The sequence below is a fragment of the Chryseobacterium antibioticum genome, from assembly GCF_012927325.1.
Taxonomy (GTDB): domain Bacteria; phylum Bacteroidota; class Bacteroidia; order Flavobacteriales; family Weeksellaceae; genus Chryseobacterium; species Chryseobacterium antibioticum.
Genome location: NZ_JABBGI010000002.1, coordinates 51,758 through 66,429, shown reverse-complemented (window position 1 = coordinate 66,429; position 14,672 = coordinate 51,758). Strand labels below are relative to the sequence as shown.

At 37.1% G+C, this 14,672-nt stretch carries 21 protein-coding genes; 17 read left to right on the top strand and 4 right to left on the bottom strand.

Features of this window, described 5'->3' with window-relative positions; genetic code table 11:
• Window positions 1–184: 184 nt before the first annotated feature.
• The 6 genes from HHL23_RS01825 (at window position 185) to HHL23_RS01800 (ending at window position 3,891) form a co-directional block, all read left to right on the top strand.
• Window positions 185–511: an ArsR/SmtB family transcription factor gene (locus tag HHL23_RS01825; RefSeq protein ID WP_169233124.1), complete on the top strand. Its 327-nt coding sequence runs from the start codon at window positions 185–187 to the stop codon at window positions 509–511.
• Between the two features lie 59 nt (window positions 512–570).
• Window positions 571–1,044: a DUF6428 family protein gene (locus HHL23_RS01820; protein WP_169233123.1), complete on the top strand. Its 474-nt coding sequence runs from the start codon at window positions 571–573 to the stop codon at window positions 1,042–1,044.
• Between the two features lie 29 nt (window positions 1,045–1,073).
• Window positions 1,074–1,691 (top strand): arsenate-mycothiol transferase ArsC, encoded by a 618-nt coding sequence (locus HHL23_RS01815; RefSeq protein ID WP_169233293.1) that lies wholly within the window; start codon window positions 1,074–1,076, stop codon window positions 1,689–1,691.
• A 15-nt stretch (window positions 1,692–1,706) separates the two neighbouring features.
• Window positions 1,707–2,738 (top strand): ACR3 family arsenite efflux transporter, encoded by a 1,032-nt coding sequence (arsB, locus tag HHL23_RS01810; protein ID WP_169233122.1) that lies wholly within the window; start codon window positions 1,707–1,709, stop codon window positions 2,736–2,738.
• Between the two features lie 334 nt (window positions 2,739–3,072).
• The gene (locus HHL23_RS01805) at window positions 3,073–3,345 is read left to right on the top strand and encodes a bacteriocin-like protein (protein WP_169233121.1); all 273 of its coding nucleotides are present in this window, start codon (window positions 3,073–3,075) and stop codon (window positions 3,343–3,345) included.
• Window positions 3,346–3,462: 117 nt separating this feature from the next.
• The gene (locus tag HHL23_RS01800) at window positions 3,463–3,891 is read left to right on the top strand and encodes a terpene synthase family protein (RefSeq protein WP_169233120.1); all 429 of its coding nucleotides are present in this window, start codon (window positions 3,463–3,465) and stop codon (window positions 3,889–3,891) included.
• A 419-nt stretch (window positions 3,892–4,310) separates the two neighbouring features.
• Here HHL23_RS01800 and HHL23_RS22710 read toward each other — a convergent pair whose 3' ends face one another.
• A complete protein-coding gene (locus HHL23_RS22710) occupies window positions 4,311–4,445 on the bottom strand; it encodes a hypothetical protein (protein ID WP_262889202.1) in 135 nt (44 codons plus the stop codon).
• Between HHL23_RS22710 and HHL23_RS01795 the strand changes: the two genes are divergently transcribed.
• The 8 genes from HHL23_RS01795 to HHL23_RS01760 all read left to right on the top strand — a co-directional run bounded on the left by HHL23_RS01795 (window position 4,411) and on the right by HHL23_RS01760 (window position 9,257).
• A complete protein-coding gene (locus HHL23_RS01795; protein ID WP_228464584.1) occupies window positions 4,411–4,920 on the top strand; it encodes a DMT family transporter in 510 nt (169 codons plus the stop codon). The genes HHL23_RS22710 and HHL23_RS01795 overlap by 35 nt on opposite strands.
• A 38-nt stretch (window positions 4,921–4,958) precedes the next feature.
• Entirely contained in the window at window positions 4,959–5,108 is a 150-nt protein-coding gene (locus HHL23_RS01790) for a nuclear transport factor 2 family protein (RefSeq protein ID WP_228464552.1), read from the top strand.
• A 133-nt stretch (window positions 5,109–5,241) separates the two neighbouring features.
• The gene (locus HHL23_RS01785; RefSeq protein ID WP_228464550.1) at window positions 5,242–6,168 is read left to right on the top strand and encodes an MBL fold metallo-hydrolase; all 927 of its coding nucleotides are present in this window, start codon (window positions 5,242–5,244) and stop codon (window positions 6,166–6,168) included.
• A gap of 447 nt (window positions 6,169–6,615) precedes the next feature.
• Window positions 6,616–6,939 (top strand): ArsR/SmtB family transcription factor, encoded by a 324-nt coding sequence (locus HHL23_RS01780; RefSeq protein ID WP_169233119.1) that lies wholly within the window; start codon window positions 6,616–6,618, stop codon window positions 6,937–6,939.
• Between the two features lie 139 nt (window positions 6,940–7,078).
• Entirely contained in the window at window positions 7,079–7,537 is a 459-nt protein-coding gene (locus HHL23_RS01775) for an SRPBCC family protein (protein ID WP_169233118.1), read from the top strand.
• A 111-nt stretch (window positions 7,538–7,648) separates the two neighbouring features.
• Window positions 7,649–8,227, top strand: coding sequence for a YdeI/OmpD-associated family protein (locus HHL23_RS01770; RefSeq protein ID WP_169233117.1), 579 nt, complete (start codon window positions 7,649–7,651; stop codon window positions 8,225–8,227).
• Between the two features lie 17 nt (window positions 8,228–8,244).
• Complete coding sequence (locus tag HHL23_RS01765) at window positions 8,245–8,643, top strand: DoxX family protein (RefSeq protein WP_169233116.1); 399 nt, start codon at window positions 8,245–8,247, stop codon at window positions 8,641–8,643.
• Window positions 8,644–8,699: 56 nt separating this feature from the next.
• Window positions 8,700–9,257: a DUF4256 domain-containing protein gene (locus HHL23_RS01760; protein WP_169233115.1), complete on the top strand. Its 558-nt coding sequence runs from the start codon at window positions 8,700–8,702 to the stop codon at window positions 9,255–9,257.
• Window positions 9,258–9,409: 152 nt separating this feature from the next.
• Here the strand turns inward: HHL23_RS01760 and HHL23_RS01755 are convergent, their stop codons facing one another.
• Window positions 9,410–10,369, bottom strand: a complete 960-nt coding sequence (locus tag HHL23_RS01755) for a hypothetical protein (RefSeq protein ID WP_169233114.1) — start codon at window positions 10,367–10,369, stop codon at window positions 9,410–9,412.
• Between the two features lie 223 nt (window positions 10,370–10,592).
• On the opposite strand from HHL23_RS01755, the gene HHL23_RS01750 reads away from it, so the two are divergent.
• Window positions 10,593–11,093: a hypothetical protein gene (locus HHL23_RS01750; protein WP_169233113.1), complete on the top strand. Its 501-nt coding sequence runs from the start codon at window positions 10,593–10,595 to the stop codon at window positions 11,091–11,093.
• A 96-nt stretch (window positions 11,094–11,189) separates the two neighbouring features.
• Window positions 11,190–11,510 (top strand): hypothetical protein, encoded by a 321-nt coding sequence (locus tag HHL23_RS01745; protein ID WP_169233112.1) that lies wholly within the window; start codon window positions 11,190–11,192, stop codon window positions 11,508–11,510.
• 70 nt (window positions 11,511–11,580) lie between these two features.
• Here the strand turns inward: HHL23_RS01745 and HHL23_RS01740 are convergent, their stop codons facing one another.
• Window positions 11,581–12,615: a threonine aldolase family protein gene (locus HHL23_RS01740; protein ID WP_169233111.1), complete on the bottom strand. Its 1,035-nt coding sequence runs from the start codon at window positions 12,613–12,615 to the stop codon at window positions 11,581–11,583.
• An 85-nt stretch (window positions 12,616–12,700) separates the two neighbouring features.
• Between HHL23_RS01740 and HHL23_RS01735 the strand changes: the two genes are divergently transcribed.
• Window positions 12,701–13,354: a metal-dependent transcriptional regulator gene (locus HHL23_RS01735; protein ID WP_169233110.1), complete on the top strand. Its 654-nt coding sequence runs from the start codon at window positions 12,701–12,703 to the stop codon at window positions 13,352–13,354.
• Between the two features lie 151 nt (window positions 13,355–13,505).
• Here the strand turns inward: HHL23_RS01735 and HHL23_RS01730 are convergent, their stop codons facing one another.
• A complete protein-coding gene (locus tag HHL23_RS01730; RefSeq protein WP_169233109.1) occupies window positions 13,506–14,645 on the bottom strand; it encodes a hypothetical protein in 1,140 nt (379 codons plus the stop codon).
• Window positions 14,646–14,672 lie beyond the last annotated feature (27 nt).

Sequence of the window (14,672 nt, the reverse complement as noted above, 5' to 3'; positions counted from 1 at the left end):
AGATGAAGCCCAGCCATTCTGTACTTCTGTCTCTGCCAAATTGGAAAGTTTATTTGGAGAAACTGATTAAAAGTATGGACAGGGACATATCCCGCTGATTTTTTGGGATGAAAATCAATTAAAAAGTCTAAAATTATTTGTATTATAAAATTTAATCGTAATATTGCGATATAATAATTTTATCATGGGAGCAACCAAAACGGATCATTTTACAGATCACCAAAACCAGATTGCCATTATATGCAAAGCACTGGGGCATCCTGCAAGAGTTGCCATTATCGAGTATTTACTTAAAGTAGATACCTGTATCTGCGGGGATATTGTGAATGAACTTCCCTTGGCTCAAGCTACCGTATCTCAACATTTGAAAGAACTGAAGAATGCAGGTTTGATCAAAGGCAACATCGAAGGAACTGCGATCTGCTATTGTATTGATAAGGAGGCATTTGGAATTTTGAAGGACTATTTTTCAAACATTGTACTCTCCGTTAAAGATCAGAAATGTTGTTAAGCATTTTTTTACTCTGATACATCGTAATATTGCAATTAACCAATAAAAAAAAATAAATAATGAAATTATCCGAGATCAAAGAAATTTTACCAACATTACAAAATGTTGAATTTCAATTAGAAAATGGAACTTTTGTTCCGGAACATTTCCACGTTACAGAAGTGGGGAGTATAACGAAGCATTTTATCGACTGCGGAGGAGTTATCCGAAATGAAAAAGTGGTCAATTTTCAGCTATGGAATGCTAATGATTTTGAACACAGGCTAAAACCTGCAAAGCTTCTTAACATTATAAAACTGTCAGAAGAAAAGTTGGGGATTGAAGATGACGAAATTGAAGTGGAGTACCAGGACACAACAATTGGAAAATATGATCTGGAATTTAACGGAAAAACGTTTGTCCTGAAAAATAAAACAACAGCTTGTTTGGCTCAGGAAGCTTGTGGTATTCCTGTGGAAAAACAAAAAGTAAAGCTATCAGAGATTTCTTCTAATCCTGCTTCCTGCTGCACTCCCAACTCAGGATGCTGCTAACATTCATCTAACTTCAAATTAAATCAATGATGTATTCTAAACTTCTAAAAACCATAGAACTGTTTAAAAATCAGGAGATCAGTGAAGAGAGAAAGGGCGTATTAAAATCATTGATTGATTTTATTCAAAAAAAAGTAGAAGATGAAAGTATGGCAGCTATCAATTTTATCTGTACCCACAATTCGCGGAGAAGCCATTTGGCACAAGTCTGGGCGCAGATTGCCAGTGTTCATTTTAACATTCCAAAGGTAATCTGCTATTCCGGGGGGACGGAAGAAACGGCTATGTTCCCCAAAATAGCAGAAACATTACAAGAACAAGGTTGTCAGGTCTTTACAATTTCCGATACCGAAAACCCGGTATATGCCATTAAATATGATGAAAACAGACATCCGATTATAGGCTTTTCCAAAAAATACGACAGTCCGTTTAATCCAAATTCCGGTTTCGCAGCAGTGATGACCTGTTCACAGGCGGATGGAGGATGTCCTTTTATTGCAGGAGCAGAAAAACGCATTCCTATCACCTTTGAAGATCCTAAAATATCAGACGGTACGAGTGAGCAAACAAGAGTTTACCATGAAAAGAGTTTAGAAATAGGCGCTGAAATGTTCTATGTTTTTTCACAGATAAAACAACAGCAATAGATTAAAAACAAAAGTATGCAACCCAAATTAAAGTTTCTTGACCGATTTCTTACGCTTTGGATATTCCTGGCGATGTTTTCAGGAATTGCCCTAGGGTATTTCTTTCCGAATCTTTCCCATACGACCAACTCCTTATCTATAGGAACAACCAACATTCCTCTAGCCATTGGATTAATCATTATGATGTATCCACCATTGGCAAAGGTTGATTATTCACTGTTACCAAAAGCGCTGGGAGATCAAAAAGTCATAGGAGTATCTTTGTTACTGAACTGGGTGATAGGTCCAGTCTTAATGTTCCTGCTGGCTATTCTTTTTCTTAGAAACGAACCTGATTATATGATAGGTCTGATTCTTATCGGTTTAGCCAGATGCATTGCGATGGTTCTTGTCTGGAACGATCTGGCAAAAGGCAATCGTGAGTATGGAGCATTACTGGTTGCTTTGAACAGTATATTTCAGGTCTTCAGTTACAGCTTTATGGTTTGGCTTTTTATCAATATTTTACCTGAAAAACTAGGCCTGGCTAATTTTAATGTAAGCATATCCATGAGGGATGTTACGGAAAGCGTTCTGATTTATCTTGGAATTCCTTTTTTAGCCGGATTCCTAAGCCGTTACTTTCTAACCAGAATGAAAGGCGTGGAATGGTACAACAGGAAGTTTATTCCTGTCATATCTCCGCTGACTTTATATGCCTTATTATTTACGATTGTTTTAATGTTCAGTCTCAAAGGGGATAAAATCCTAGAACTGCCTTTAGATGTTTTAAAAGTAGCCTTACCGCTCACTGTCTATTTTATACTGATGTTTTTTGTAAGCTTCTTTATCAATAAATCATTTGATGTGCCTTATGATAAAAATGCGTCTATCGCTTTTACGGCCACAGGAAATAATTTTGAACTGGCTATTGCTGTAGCCATAGCGGTATTTGGAATTCATTCTCCACAGGCATTTGTAGGGGTAATAGGGCCTTTGGTAGAAGTTCCTGTTTTAATAGTACTTGTACGGATCAGCTTATGGTTAAAGAAAAGATACTATAGCTAGGTACTTGTAAAAACAGGCTTATCAAAGTATATTTTTTCCTATACGCAGCCTTAGATTTTAAAGAGATTATTTTAGGTAAGTGGAAAATTTGGAAATATTCACATAAAGCAAAAATAAATAGGAGATTAAATCTGATTTAACAAAACACCATGTAAACTATTCATTTCCAAAAAAATAAAGAAGATAAGTCAAATAATGATATATTTATTAAATAACATTTATATTAATGAAATATTAAGTTATAAACACATTTAATTATTTTTTCCAAAAAAAATATCGCAGTATTGTAATTATTCTTATCTTAGTGATGTAATAATCATACAAATTTTATATCATGAAAAATTTTAAAAAATTAAACAGAAACGAATTGAAAACGATTTCAGGTAATGGTCTATTTGACAACATCGGAGGTGTTATCGGAGGTCTTGGTGGAGTAGTTGGCGGTGTAGGTACTATCGTTGGCGGTGTTGTAGGTGGTGTAGGTTCTACAGTAGGAACTGCTGTAAACGGTGTAGGAACTCTTGTAGGGACTACATTATGCCAGGTACAATGTGTTATCAATGGTGTAGTGCACGTTACTGTACTTTCATGTGGATCTACTTGCTAAGAACCGGCAAGCATTGAAAAAGTATACCGCTCTTTTTAGAGCGGTTTTTTTATGCTCTGGAAGTTTTTCCATTAATATTCTCTTTATTTTTTCATTTATCATTAATTCCTTACTTATATGCCTTCTGAATGGATGGAACGGCTGGCTAAAAACTTATTCCGCTATACAACTTATGGCATAATGGAAGAAGCTCCTTATCGTCTCGAAGGGCGCTATCCAAGTTTATTGCGGCTGCAATTTCTGAGAGAATACACTATTGCAATGTATGTATATGGAGATATAATTGAGGCCGGGACCAACTTTATGCTACCGAAAATTATTATTGAACATCCTGTCATCATGTGCCTGAGAACACTATTATGCAGAATCATGTCTATTCAGAATGATTGGTATACATTGGAAAAAGAGATGGCTGACGGCCAGTTTGAAGTGTGTAACCACATTCTGGTATTGATGCATCAGAATAAAATTTCCCTGCAAGAAGCTATGCAGGAAACTGAGCGTCTTCACGATTCCAATGGATGCCATACAAAAAGACCTGCCTGATTTTGGTATTTATCAAAAAGAAACAGAGAACTATGTATACCACATATTACTGAACATAACCGGACTCGATGTGTGATATAGGGAGATTTTTATATCTCCTTATAAAAGTCAAATATCGGAAATACTAATAATTTGGGATTATTTATAAAAAGATGTTATATTTTAAATCAAGGAAAACGGACAACAAACACAATTTAACATAATATAAATTATAGGACAAAATAAACTTCCGAGATTATACCCCAAAAAGACGTCTATATCAGCTACTTTTGATTTCAATACTCTAGATATGAACCACGCGAGCTGTTTGCCTCCTCCAAGATTCTAATATTTTCAAATTCATTTGAAGTATGCTCATGCCGTTAAATTTTTATCGGTCTGATCGTAACGCTTCAGATTCTGACCAAAAAAATATTAATTCAAATCTTTAAAATCATATTTGCTATTGCATCTCTGGCCGTGATATTGGCTGGCTTTACAGGCGTATTCGGAAAACTCATATCTTTCAATGAATGATTACTGGTCTGGTACAGACTTTTATTTTCCTCTGTCATTTTATTTGTTATTCTAAAACTGCTGAGAATCCCCTACACTATTTCTGCACAGGAAAAAGTGCGTATAATGAAAGCTGGGCTGCTCATCACATTCCACTGGCTATTTTTCTACGCCAGCATCAAGTACTCCAATATTTCAATTGGCGTAGTTTGTTATTGTCTGACCAGTTTCTTTACCGCCGTATTCAAACCTTTGATCGATAAGGAGAAATTCAAAATCTCAGAATTGCTTCTCAGTACATTCACATTGCTAGGAATCAGCCTGATCTTTCACTTTAACACTTCTTACCAGCTGGGAATTATTTTAGGAGTTATTTCTTCCGCTTTTGGGACACTTTATACCATTTATAATAATCGGCTGGTCAGACACTTTGACACCAAAGTCATCAACCTTTACCAGATGATTGCCGGAACTTTAGGCCTTGGCGCATTGTTGCCTGTTTACCTCCTCATTTTTTCGGCAGATAGCATATGACCTCGCAAGGTATTACAATGAAATATAACAAGGTTCATATGTTACTGGGCGAAGGCACAATGGGCGGCAAGCATACTTCATTCTATGATTTGTTCCGAATCGAAAATGGTAAAATTATGGAGCATTGGGATACCATCGAAGAAATACCTGCCAAAGAAAACTGGAAAAACAATAATGGGAAGTTTTAATTTTGCTTTTCGTCGGCCGACCCTTTAAAGAATAATGATCAGATTCCCGGTTTTTCCGTTTTTTTTAAATAATCCCGAAGTTTCTCATAAGGACTCTTATCCTATTGTTAATCAATCTCTAATTATATATTTTATGGAAAATTTATATTATATTGCAGGAACAAAAAACATAAAGAATATGGAAAAAAAAGATCAAAAAGGAAACTTCAAAACTACAGAATACGGAACTTTACAGTATTCTGTATTTATTACCAAGCGCCCCGGTCTCAATCGGGAATTACCGTCAGGCTATGAATCTCTAGCCTGGGTACCCAATTCATCTACCCTTATCTATGGGGAAAGAGATGCTGTGTTAGTTGATACTTTCCTTACCGCTGAAGCCTCACAAGCTTTGGTAGAATGGGTTGAGTCCAGTGGAAAGAACCTTACAACAATCTACATAACTCACGGTCACGGCGATCATTTTTTCGGCATAGGCCTTCTCAAGCAGCGTTTTCCTCATGCAAGAGCTGTTGCAAGACCCGATATTATAGAACATATGCGCCGTGAACTCAATCCTGTTTTCTTTAACAATTTCTGGACCTCCCGTTTTCCCGGACAACTTCCTGAACAGATTCCTGTACCGGAGCCTCTTAATGAGGATTTCATGGAACTGGAAGGGCAAAAACTAGTATTGGTTGATACTGGTTATACGGACACAGCTCTCTCAACTGGTCTGCATATACCGTCTATCGATCTTATAGTAGCAGGTGATGCCGCCTATAATGGTGTTCATCCTTATATGGCAGAAGGCAGCCCTGAAACCTGGCTTCAATGGATCGCAGCTCTTGATAAACTAGAATCGCTAAATCCTCGCACTGTAGTCGCTGGCCATAAGCGCCCTGAACTCGAAGATAATCCACAAATCATTCAGGAAACCCGTGCTTATTTTCAGGATTTCATGCGTCTTAATAAGGTAACTTCTTCTTCACTTGACCTCTTTGACCGGATGATGGAACTACATGGAGATCGCGCCAATCCAGGATCACTCTGGGGCGGGGCAGTGGCAGCAAAGTCATAACATAGAGAAATTCATCAAATTGAGAATGAAATATTTTCTCTATTTAAATGTTTTAATTATAAAATCCCTCTTGAAATTAATCAAGAGGGATTTTTACGGTAACCCTATTTTAGAACCAGTCAGTCAGAAAAATAAAATCATACAAGATATCTATTGATATGGTTTAAATTAATAGATTTTATCATTAACGTACTTTATATTCCGTTTCGTGAGCCGACCCCATATAAGCCAATTGATTAAACAAATATTTTAAAATAACCTCCCGCAGATCACGCGAATCACACAGATTATTTTAATTACTCCCAAATCCATTAAAATCAAACGCAAACATCTGAACAATCTGCGGGAGATAAAATAATAGAATATAGATTTGATAAAACAAATTTTTCAAAAAAAACTTGCGTAGTTAAATAACTTCATTTAAATTTGTAGTCAAATAACTACACAATGAATTTAAGAAGAGATGTATTCCAGGCTATCGCAGACCCTACCAGAAGATCGATTCTGATGCTGGTGGCCGCGCAGTCCATGACCGCCGGGGCCATCGCTTCCAATTTCGATACCGCCAGACCTACCGTTTCCAAACATCTTCAGATCCTTACAGAATGCGAACTGCTAAGGTCTGAACAGAACGGTCGTGAAATCATCTATCACCTTAATCCCAATAAAATGAAAGAAATAGCCGATTTTATAGAACCCTTCCGCCAAATGTGGGACGACCGGTTCAACAAGCTGGAAAGTATTATGAAAGTTTATCAGAAGGAGAATTAGATTTTAGACTTCAGATGTCAGATTTCAGACTATTGCAGCGAAATTAGAACTCACAACTCTAATACTCTAATACTCTAATACTCTAATACTCTAATACTCTAATACACTCAAACTCTCAAACCCAAAACACCCTCAAAATATGGAATTTAAAACAAAAATCCACGCCGAAGACGGCAAACAGGAAATATTCATCACCAGGGAATTTGATCTTCCGGTTGAACTGCTTTTCAAAGCCTACACCGAAGCAGAAATTGTTGAACAATGGATGAGCACCAAAGTCCTGAAACTGGAAAACCATCCACACGGCGGCTACCAGTTTGAAACGTCCAATCCTCAGGGCGCCGTTGTTTTCCGGGCCAATGGAACCATTCATGAATTTGTTCCCGAACAGAAAATTACGAGAACTTTTCAAATGGAAAATACACCTTTCCCTGTTCAGATCGATTTTTTGGAATTTGAAAAACTGACCGATACCACCAGTAAAATCACCATCCACACCATTTACAAATCCGTTGATTTCCGAGACCAAATGCTGAAACTCCCCTTCGCACAGGGACTTAATATGGCACATAACAGACTGGAAAAGATTTTTAAATAGATATCAGATGTCAGATATTAGACGTCAGATCCCAGATACTGGAAGTTAGAAGTTGACATACCCTCAAAAACACTAATACTCTACTACTCTCAAACCCTCAAACACACCACCATGAATCCAAAAGTTGATTTTTTCTTTGATAAAGCCAATCAATGGCAGAAAGAATTTGAAAAATTAAGAACCATTATTCTGGACACAGGCCTTGAAGAAGAACTGAAATGGGGCTGTCCATGCTACACGCATCACGGCAGAAATATAGTCCTGATCCACGGATTTAAAGAATACTGCGCCCTGCTCTTTTTCAAAGGTGCTTTATTAAATGACACTGAAAATATTCTGATCCAGCAAAGTGAAAATGTACAGGCAGCGCGACAGATCCGTTTTACGGTGCTTAAGGAAATCACTTATCTTCAAAAAGTAATCCCCACCTACGTTTATGAAGCCATAGAAGTAGAAAAATCAGGGATAAAAGTTCCTATGAAGAAAACAAAGGAATTTGATATGCCTGAAGAATTTCAAAATAAACTGGATAAAAATTCTGAATTAAAAGAAGCTTTTGAAGCCCTCACCCCCGGAAGACAGAGAGCTTATCTGCTCCACTTTTCTTCAGCCAAACAGTCTAAAACCAGGGAAGCAAGAATTGAAAAATATATTCCACAGATCCTTACAGGAAAAGGACTAAACGATTAACCATAAAAAATCTACTTATGGAAACACAGAACAAATCACAAAAAAGAAACAGAATCATTTACTGGATCTTCACGATCTGGATGGCATTGGGAATGGTATCAACAGCCATAGTCCAGCTGATGAAAAATAAAGATGAACTGGCCAATTTCATCAACCTCGGCTATCCCGCTTACCTGATGGCCATCATCGGAGTATGGAAAATTCTGGGCGTTATCGCTGTACTGATCCCCAAACGCCCGCTGCTGAAAGAATGGGCTTATGCCGGATTTTTCTTCGTTATGTCTGGCGCTTTTATTTCGCATATCATTATTGGAGATACTTTCGGACGAACTTTTCCGGCCTTATTATTGTTGATTTTAGTGGGTATTTCCTGGTATTTCAGACCAACAGACCGAAAAATTTCAACAGACCATTAAAATAGACATCTCAGGAACATCAGAAATATTCAAAAACAACCAAAACAAAACTTAATATGAGCCAAAAGAAACTAACAGCCGAACAAAGCGGAGAACTTTTAAAGGTATTAAAAAACCGTTTTGAGAAAAATATGAACCGCCACAAAGACCTGAATTGGGAAAAAATCCAGCTAAAACTGGAAGCCTCCCCTGAAAAACTCTGGTCATTGAACGAAATGGAGGAAACGGAGGGGGAACCCGATGTAGTCAACTATGACAAAAAAACAGACGAATACCTCTTCTTCGACTGTTCCCCCGAAAGCCCGAAACGCAGAAGCCTTTGCTACGACTACCAAGCCTGGGAAGCCCGGAAAGCGAATAAACCGGAAAGCAATGCCATTGATAAAGCTTCTGAAATGGGCATCGAATTATTAACAGAAGAACAGTACCGCCAGCTTCAGGAACTGGGAAAGTTTGATTTAAAAACATCAAGCTGGGTAAAAACACCTGCCAATATCCGTGAATTAGGAGGCGCTATTTTCTGTGACCGCCGTTATAATACCGTTTTTATGTATCATAATGGGGCAGATTCTTATTATGCTGCGAGAGGTTTTAGGGGAAGCTTGAGGGTCTGAGAGTACTAGCGTTTTAGAGTTCATGAGAAAAAAATCAAAGATTTTTAAAGAACTTTAGCGTACTTTATATACACAAAACTGGAAACTTAAGTGTTCAAAAACTTTTGTGACTTTTGTGGTTTAAAAAATCAGCTGCCGCATTTCCAACATCCTTAGGATCCTTTTAACCAGGGAGATTCTACACTCCAGAAAATAATATTCACGCCAAGATAGTTTTCAGCGTAGTCTACAAACTCTTCTTTGGTAAAATGCTTCTTAGTTTTCGGATTTTTATAGGTTAAGGTCGGCTCTTGTACCGCCATGGCCACTAGGGACAATTTTCCTTTGTACTGTTTAAAAAACGGATAGGAATTTTTCATCTGAGCATTTTTGTTCGGAACAATATCCGGCCCGCCTAATCCTATATTATTGTTATTAGCAAATTCAAATAATCTCGACATATATTGATGGTCGTTCTCCCATTCACAAGGGAAAAAGTTGACATATTGTAAAACGTAGGATTTTTTAAAAGCATTTCTAGCAAATTTTAAATTATCCAATTCAGCCTGAAAATAACGATCACAGCTGAAACCTGTTCTATCCCTTTTCATATCAATATCGATGGCCGTTTCCGGTAAATTGATTCCCTGAATTTTTCCATCAAACTTTTTAGCCAGCTCTCCTATTAACTTCTGATACCTTTCTTGAACCGCAGGATTCCACTGCTGTGTTACCCAGCCATTTCCGATAGGTTTATTTTCGCCCGGATTATCGTATTGAGGTACAAGCCCGCCGGTATATTCTTTTTCATTTAAAATGTAATCCGGAACATATCTGGCTGCCGGTTCAAAAAACCTGTCCTGAAGCTGAATGAATAATTGTCTGTCTAATTGGGTTAGATATTTTAAATCATCTTCAATTCTTGAAAAATCGTAAACATCTTTTGAGGTTTCCAATGCTCTCCAGTTGTATACAATCTGTACTCCGCCAATATCTTTCCGTGTAATCATTTTTTCGATGCTTTTCAGATCGCCTGATGAAGTGTAAATATAGTTTTGCGGAGTCTGTGCCGTAAAATAGTGTAATCCAAAAATAAGCCATCCAAAAAGGGCAAGTTGAAATGTACGTGTCATAAGTATAAAATATAAAGGTATCATTCATCACTTTTCGTGCCTAAATTCTTCCTACCCGGTAAAAATGCTTTTGAAAAAATATTATCAATCCTATGTATTGAAAAGAAATTACAAATTATTTTTATAGAAAATTATTCCTATTTGTATATAATATTCTTTCATATTTAAATACTATTACTAATTTAGTAGATTGAAATTTGAATTTAATCTAACAACATTAGGTATGAAAAAATTAATCTTACTGGGTTCAGTATCGGTTTTTCTTGTAAACTGTAATAAAAAAACAGAAACACCAGCTCCAAAGGCTGAAACCGACACTACTGCGACAGTTGAGCCTGTAGTAGATACACTGGGACCAAAATCATTCTGCTATATGGGCGTTACCGGAAAAGACAGTGTTTTTGCATCCATTGATGATAACCTGGGAACCATTACTGGAAAATTAAGCTATAAAAACAGCGAAAAAGACAGTTCAACAGGAGATGTAACCGGCTTTAAATCAGGAGACACCTTGAAACTGACTTACGAATTCCAGTCTGAGGGTACAAAAAGCAAAAGAGATATTTTCTTCATTCAAAAAGACAATATTTTAACGGAAGGAATCGGAGAACATAAAGAAGAAGACGGACAATCCAAGTATGCCGATGAGAAAAAGATCAGCTATAAAGACGGCCAAAAACTAGAGACCGCCGACTGTAAAATCGTTGCTAAGGCTTTAAAATAATCTAAAAATTATATTATTCTCTGTTATTTGAAATATTCTGCATGGTATTTGCCATTTAAGAGTTTCGCACTTATAACAAAAAAACTATCAATAATCATGCAGCACATCAATGTAAGACCCTTTTCAAAAACTGAACTCATTGAAGGATTCAGGAAGACATTTCCTAAATACAAAATCCAGACAAGTTTTGGAGCATTGCAGGTTCGGACCAGCGGTTTTACTTTAACAGGAAACGTGAAAATAGATGCTCATCCGGAATCCGGAAAAATATCTACACAGACTCAACTGGATTCTACTTTTTTTCTTATCCTGTTTTTCCCTATCGGACTTTATGTGATGATGAAAAAAGAGAAAATAAGAAGACTTGAAAATGAAGTCATTAAAGGAATAAAGAAAATACTTGCTGAAGACCAATAATTACGGTCTATCAACATTAAAAAGAATACAAATGTGGCTTAGGAACTCTAAGCCACATTTTCTTTATATTTTACTGAAGTTCTTTTTTAATGATCTCTATAAAACGTTCTACCGCTTCATCACCCGTATTCCATGAAGTGATAAGGCGGATGGCAGAAGATTTCTCATCAATTTTCTTCCACACGAAAAATTCAAAATGTTGTAACAAAATTTCAATTAGTTCATTGCTGATAATTGGAAAAATCTGATTGGTATAAGTATCAGACAGAAACTGCACTCCCCTTTCCGTCATCGCATTTTTGATTTTCATAGCCTGAACATTCGCATGTTTGGCAAGATCAAAATACAGGTCATCTTTCATCAGCTCCATAAACTGGATTCCAAGAAGTCTTCCCTTGGCGAGTAAGGCACCTTTCTGTTTAATATTAAATGCAAAATCCGGCTGTAACTCTTTATTATTAATCACAATAGCCTCTCCTATCAATGCGCCGTTCTTGGTCCCGCCCAGATAAAAAATATCCGTCAGTTCCGCTACTCTTTCAAGCGTAAGATCATTGATTTCACAAGTCAGTCCGTGTCCTAATCTGGCGCCATCCATAAACAGATACAGCCCCTTTTGACGGCAAAATTCTGAAAGTTCTTCCAGTTCCTGAGCCAGATAAACGGTTCCCAGTTCTGTAGAATTTGATATATACACCAGCTTCGGCATAACCTGATGCGGAATATTACCATGGCTTTCCAAAACAGGAATAATATCAGAAGGTCTCAGTTTCCCGTCCTGGGTATCAATACTTAAAACTTTGTGTCCCGTAGCTTCAATAGCTCCTGTTTCATTATTTAAAATATGGCCTGGTGCTGCAGATATGACACATTGATAAGGCCTCAGGATCGCAGAGATCACAATAAGATTGGCCTGCGTTCCTCCGGAAACCAAATAAATTTCAGAATCTGGTTTTTTAATTTTCTCTTTAATCAGTTTTTTGGCCTGCAGAGAATATTCATCTTCTCCATATCCGGCTTGTTGCTCAAAATTCGATTGTACAAGTGCTTGTAGAATATTCGGGTGGCATCCCTCAGAATAGTCGTTTTTAAATGAAAATTTCATAGAGTAAAATTAAAAAAAGTTAAAATAACAAGCCCTAATTTTACATAATATTTTGTTAGATTTGTATTGAAAATCATCTAACATTTTGAAAACGACATTAACAGAAGAAAATTATCTGAAAGCTTTGTTTCATTTAGTTGACAATGAAGGGAAAGTGACGATCAATGAGCTTAGCAAATTTTTAGGCGTTAAAATGCCGAGTGTCAATAACATGATGAAAAAGTTTGCCGACAAAAAATGGGTTATCTACGAAACCTACAAACCTTTGGGGGTTACAGAAAGTGGAAAACGCGAAGCTGCATTAGTAGTCCGTAAACACAGACTTACTGAGATGTTTCTTGTAAAAAAAATGAACTTCGGCTGGGAAAATGTTCACGAAATTGCAGAACAGCTGGAACATGTACATTCACAGGTCTTCTTTGATAAGATGGATGAGATCCTGGATTACCCCAAATTTGATCCCCACGGAGAACCTATTCCTGACAAAGACGGAAATATTATTGCACAGGATCTTCAGAAACTGAGCGCCTGCACAGCTGGAGAAACCGTAACCTTTGCTTCTGTTACCGTTTCTGATGATGGTTTCTTAAGTTATTTAAATGAAAGAAAACTGCTTCTGAATACCAGAATCAAGGTTATTAAAATTGAAGAATTTGATAAATCAATGACCATAGAAATTGGTAACAATAAAGAAGTGATCAGCAGAAAAGCCACTGAAATTATATTGGTAAAAAAGTAAAAAACAGGGCATCATATATGTCAAAAACTCCAATCTGGTGGCTAAGATTCTCGAAGCCACCGGATCCCAACAATATTCTATACTAATAGTTTTTTTACATAAAAAAATCCCGAAAATTGAAGTCCGGGATTGATATTATTCATTGTTTTCATTAATCTAAAACGCTCCAGCCTCTCTTCGGATTGGTATTTGAAGAAACTTCCTGTTCGTTAACGATGATATTTTCTTTTCTCTGACCGATGTAGTCAAGCTCGCTCAACTTGGAGAAAATGATTTCCAGGCTGCGAAGCATCTGCTGGATATACAGCAATGGTTCTCCGCAATTGTGGTGGTCGTAATTGGTTTCCGCCACAATAGAAAGCTGGTTCAGTAATGTATGGGGTGCAATCTCGCTCCATTCCAAACTATAATTCAGCATTTCTTCCAGTTCGGCAGGTACCAGAAGCTGGGTAGAATTATAAAGATGAAGCGCCAGTTTTGCAAATGATTCAATTAAAAATACAGGCGGCTGCCACGGAATAATATTTCTGAACTGGAAATACATATCTCCAAACGTATTCACCAGAGTAGTACAAAGGAATTTAACGTTTTGAGCCAATGCCGTATTCTGGTTTTTATGAGATGCTTTTTGAATGATCTTAAAAGCATACTGCTGCAGGTTTCCTATAGATTTTGCATAGCTGCTGTAGTAATCGATCAAAACAGGATGGCTCTGAATTGAGGTACACGGCGGAATAAAATTAGAATCTACCTGGGCAATATTCGCTTTTAAATCTACTTTTCCGATAATCAGGTAATTCCCTCCGGAATAGCTGCTGTTCAGTGAAGTAACGGGAAGCAGCTCGATGTGGTGATTGGGCTGTGCATTTGGATGACGGGGTGGAATTTCCTCAGGGTCAATATCTCCAAAAGGCACCTTATCAAAAGGATTCACAGAGATAAGAATATAGTACTCTCCATCTGCCTGTTCTTCGGCCATAGATTTTGCCAAAGATTTCACACTGACTCTCCTATCACTTAAATCTATACGGTACCCCGCCATGGTAATCGCGCTGCATCTTTTGATAACAAGCTGCACATCATTGGTTGCGGTATTATGAACATCAAAAATTGTTTTATCTGTAAATTCGTTAGAAATAGGCAGAAGACCATAATTATATGTGTTGATCCCAAGTGAACTGGAATCTCTGATCGTATCAATTAAAAAATTGTCCTGATCATTAAGGTGTCTCTGGGAAACTTTCATCCCATCAACCCAATTGATCGCAAAATGTTTAATAGGCTGTATCATATGTAATACTTTTTAAATTTTGTGTGG

Excerpts from the sequence above, each read along its gene's own strand:
- HHL23_RS01815 (WP_169233293.1), top strand. The coding sequence starts at position 1,074 with ATGTATTCTAAACTTCTAAAAACCATAGAACTGTTTAAAAATCAGGAG.
- HHL23_RS01790 (WP_228464552.1), top strand. The coding sequence starts at position 4,959 with ATGTTACTGGGCGAAGGCACAATGGGCGGCAAGCATACTTCATTCTAT.
- HHL23_RS22710 (WP_262889202.1), bottom strand. The coding sequence starts at position 4,445 with ATGACAGAGGAAAATAAAAGTCTGTACCAGACCAGTAATCATTCATTG.
- HHL23_RS01730 (WP_169233109.1), bottom strand. The coding sequence starts at position 14,645 with ATGATACAGCCTATTAAACATTTTGCGATCAATTGGGTTGATGGGATG.
- HHL23_RS01775 (WP_169233118.1), top strand. The coding sequence starts at position 7,079 with ATGGAATTTAAAACAAAAATCCACGCCGAAGACGGCAAACAGGAAATA.
- HHL23_RS01755 (WP_169233114.1), bottom strand. The coding sequence starts at position 10,369 with ATGACACGTACATTTCAACTTGCCCTTTTTGGATGGCTTATTTTTGGA.
- HHL23_RS01765 (WP_169233116.1), top strand. The coding sequence starts at position 8,245 with ATGGAAACACAGAACAAATCACAAAAAAGAAACAGAATCATTTACTGG.
- HHL23_RS01780 (WP_169233119.1), top strand. The coding sequence starts at position 6,616 with ATGAATTTAAGAAGAGATGTATTCCAGGCTATCGCAGACCCTACCAGA.
- HHL23_RS01800 (WP_169233120.1), top strand. The coding sequence starts at position 3,463 with ATGCCTTCTGAATGGATGGAACGGCTGGCTAAAAACTTATTCCGCTAT.
- HHL23_RS01740 (WP_169233111.1), bottom strand. The coding sequence starts at position 12,615 with ATGAAATTTTCATTTAAAAACGACTATTCTGAGGGATGCCACCCGAAT.
- HHL23_RS01760 (WP_169233115.1), top strand. The coding sequence starts at position 8,700 with ATGAGCCAAAAGAAACTAACAGCCGAACAAAGCGGAGAACTTTTAAAG.
- HHL23_RS01820 (WP_169233123.1), top strand. The coding sequence starts at position 571 with ATGAAATTATCCGAGATCAAAGAAATTTTACCAACATTACAAAATGTT.
- HHL23_RS01745 (WP_169233112.1), top strand. The coding sequence starts at position 11,190 with ATGCAGCACATCAATGTAAGACCCTTTTCAAAAACTGAACTCATTGAA.
- HHL23_RS01825 (WP_169233124.1), top strand. The coding sequence starts at position 185 with ATGGGAGCAACCAAAACGGATCATTTTACAGATCACCAAAACCAGATT.
- HHL23_RS01770 (WP_169233117.1), top strand. The coding sequence starts at position 7,649 with ATGAATCCAAAAGTTGATTTTTTCTTTGATAAAGCCAATCAATGGCAG.
- HHL23_RS01805 (WP_169233121.1), top strand. The coding sequence starts at position 3,073 with ATGAAAAATTTTAAAAAATTAAACAGAAACGAATTGAAAACGATTTCA.
- arsB (WP_169233122.1), top strand. The coding sequence starts at position 1,707 with ATGCAACCCAAATTAAAGTTTCTTGACCGATTTCTTACGCTTTGGATA.
- HHL23_RS01785 (WP_228464550.1), top strand. The coding sequence starts at position 5,242 with ATGGAAAATTTATATTATATTGCAGGAACAAAAAACATAAAGAATATG.
- HHL23_RS01750 (WP_169233113.1), top strand. The coding sequence starts at position 10,593 with ATGAAAAAATTAATCTTACTGGGTTCAGTATCGGTTTTTCTTGTAAAC.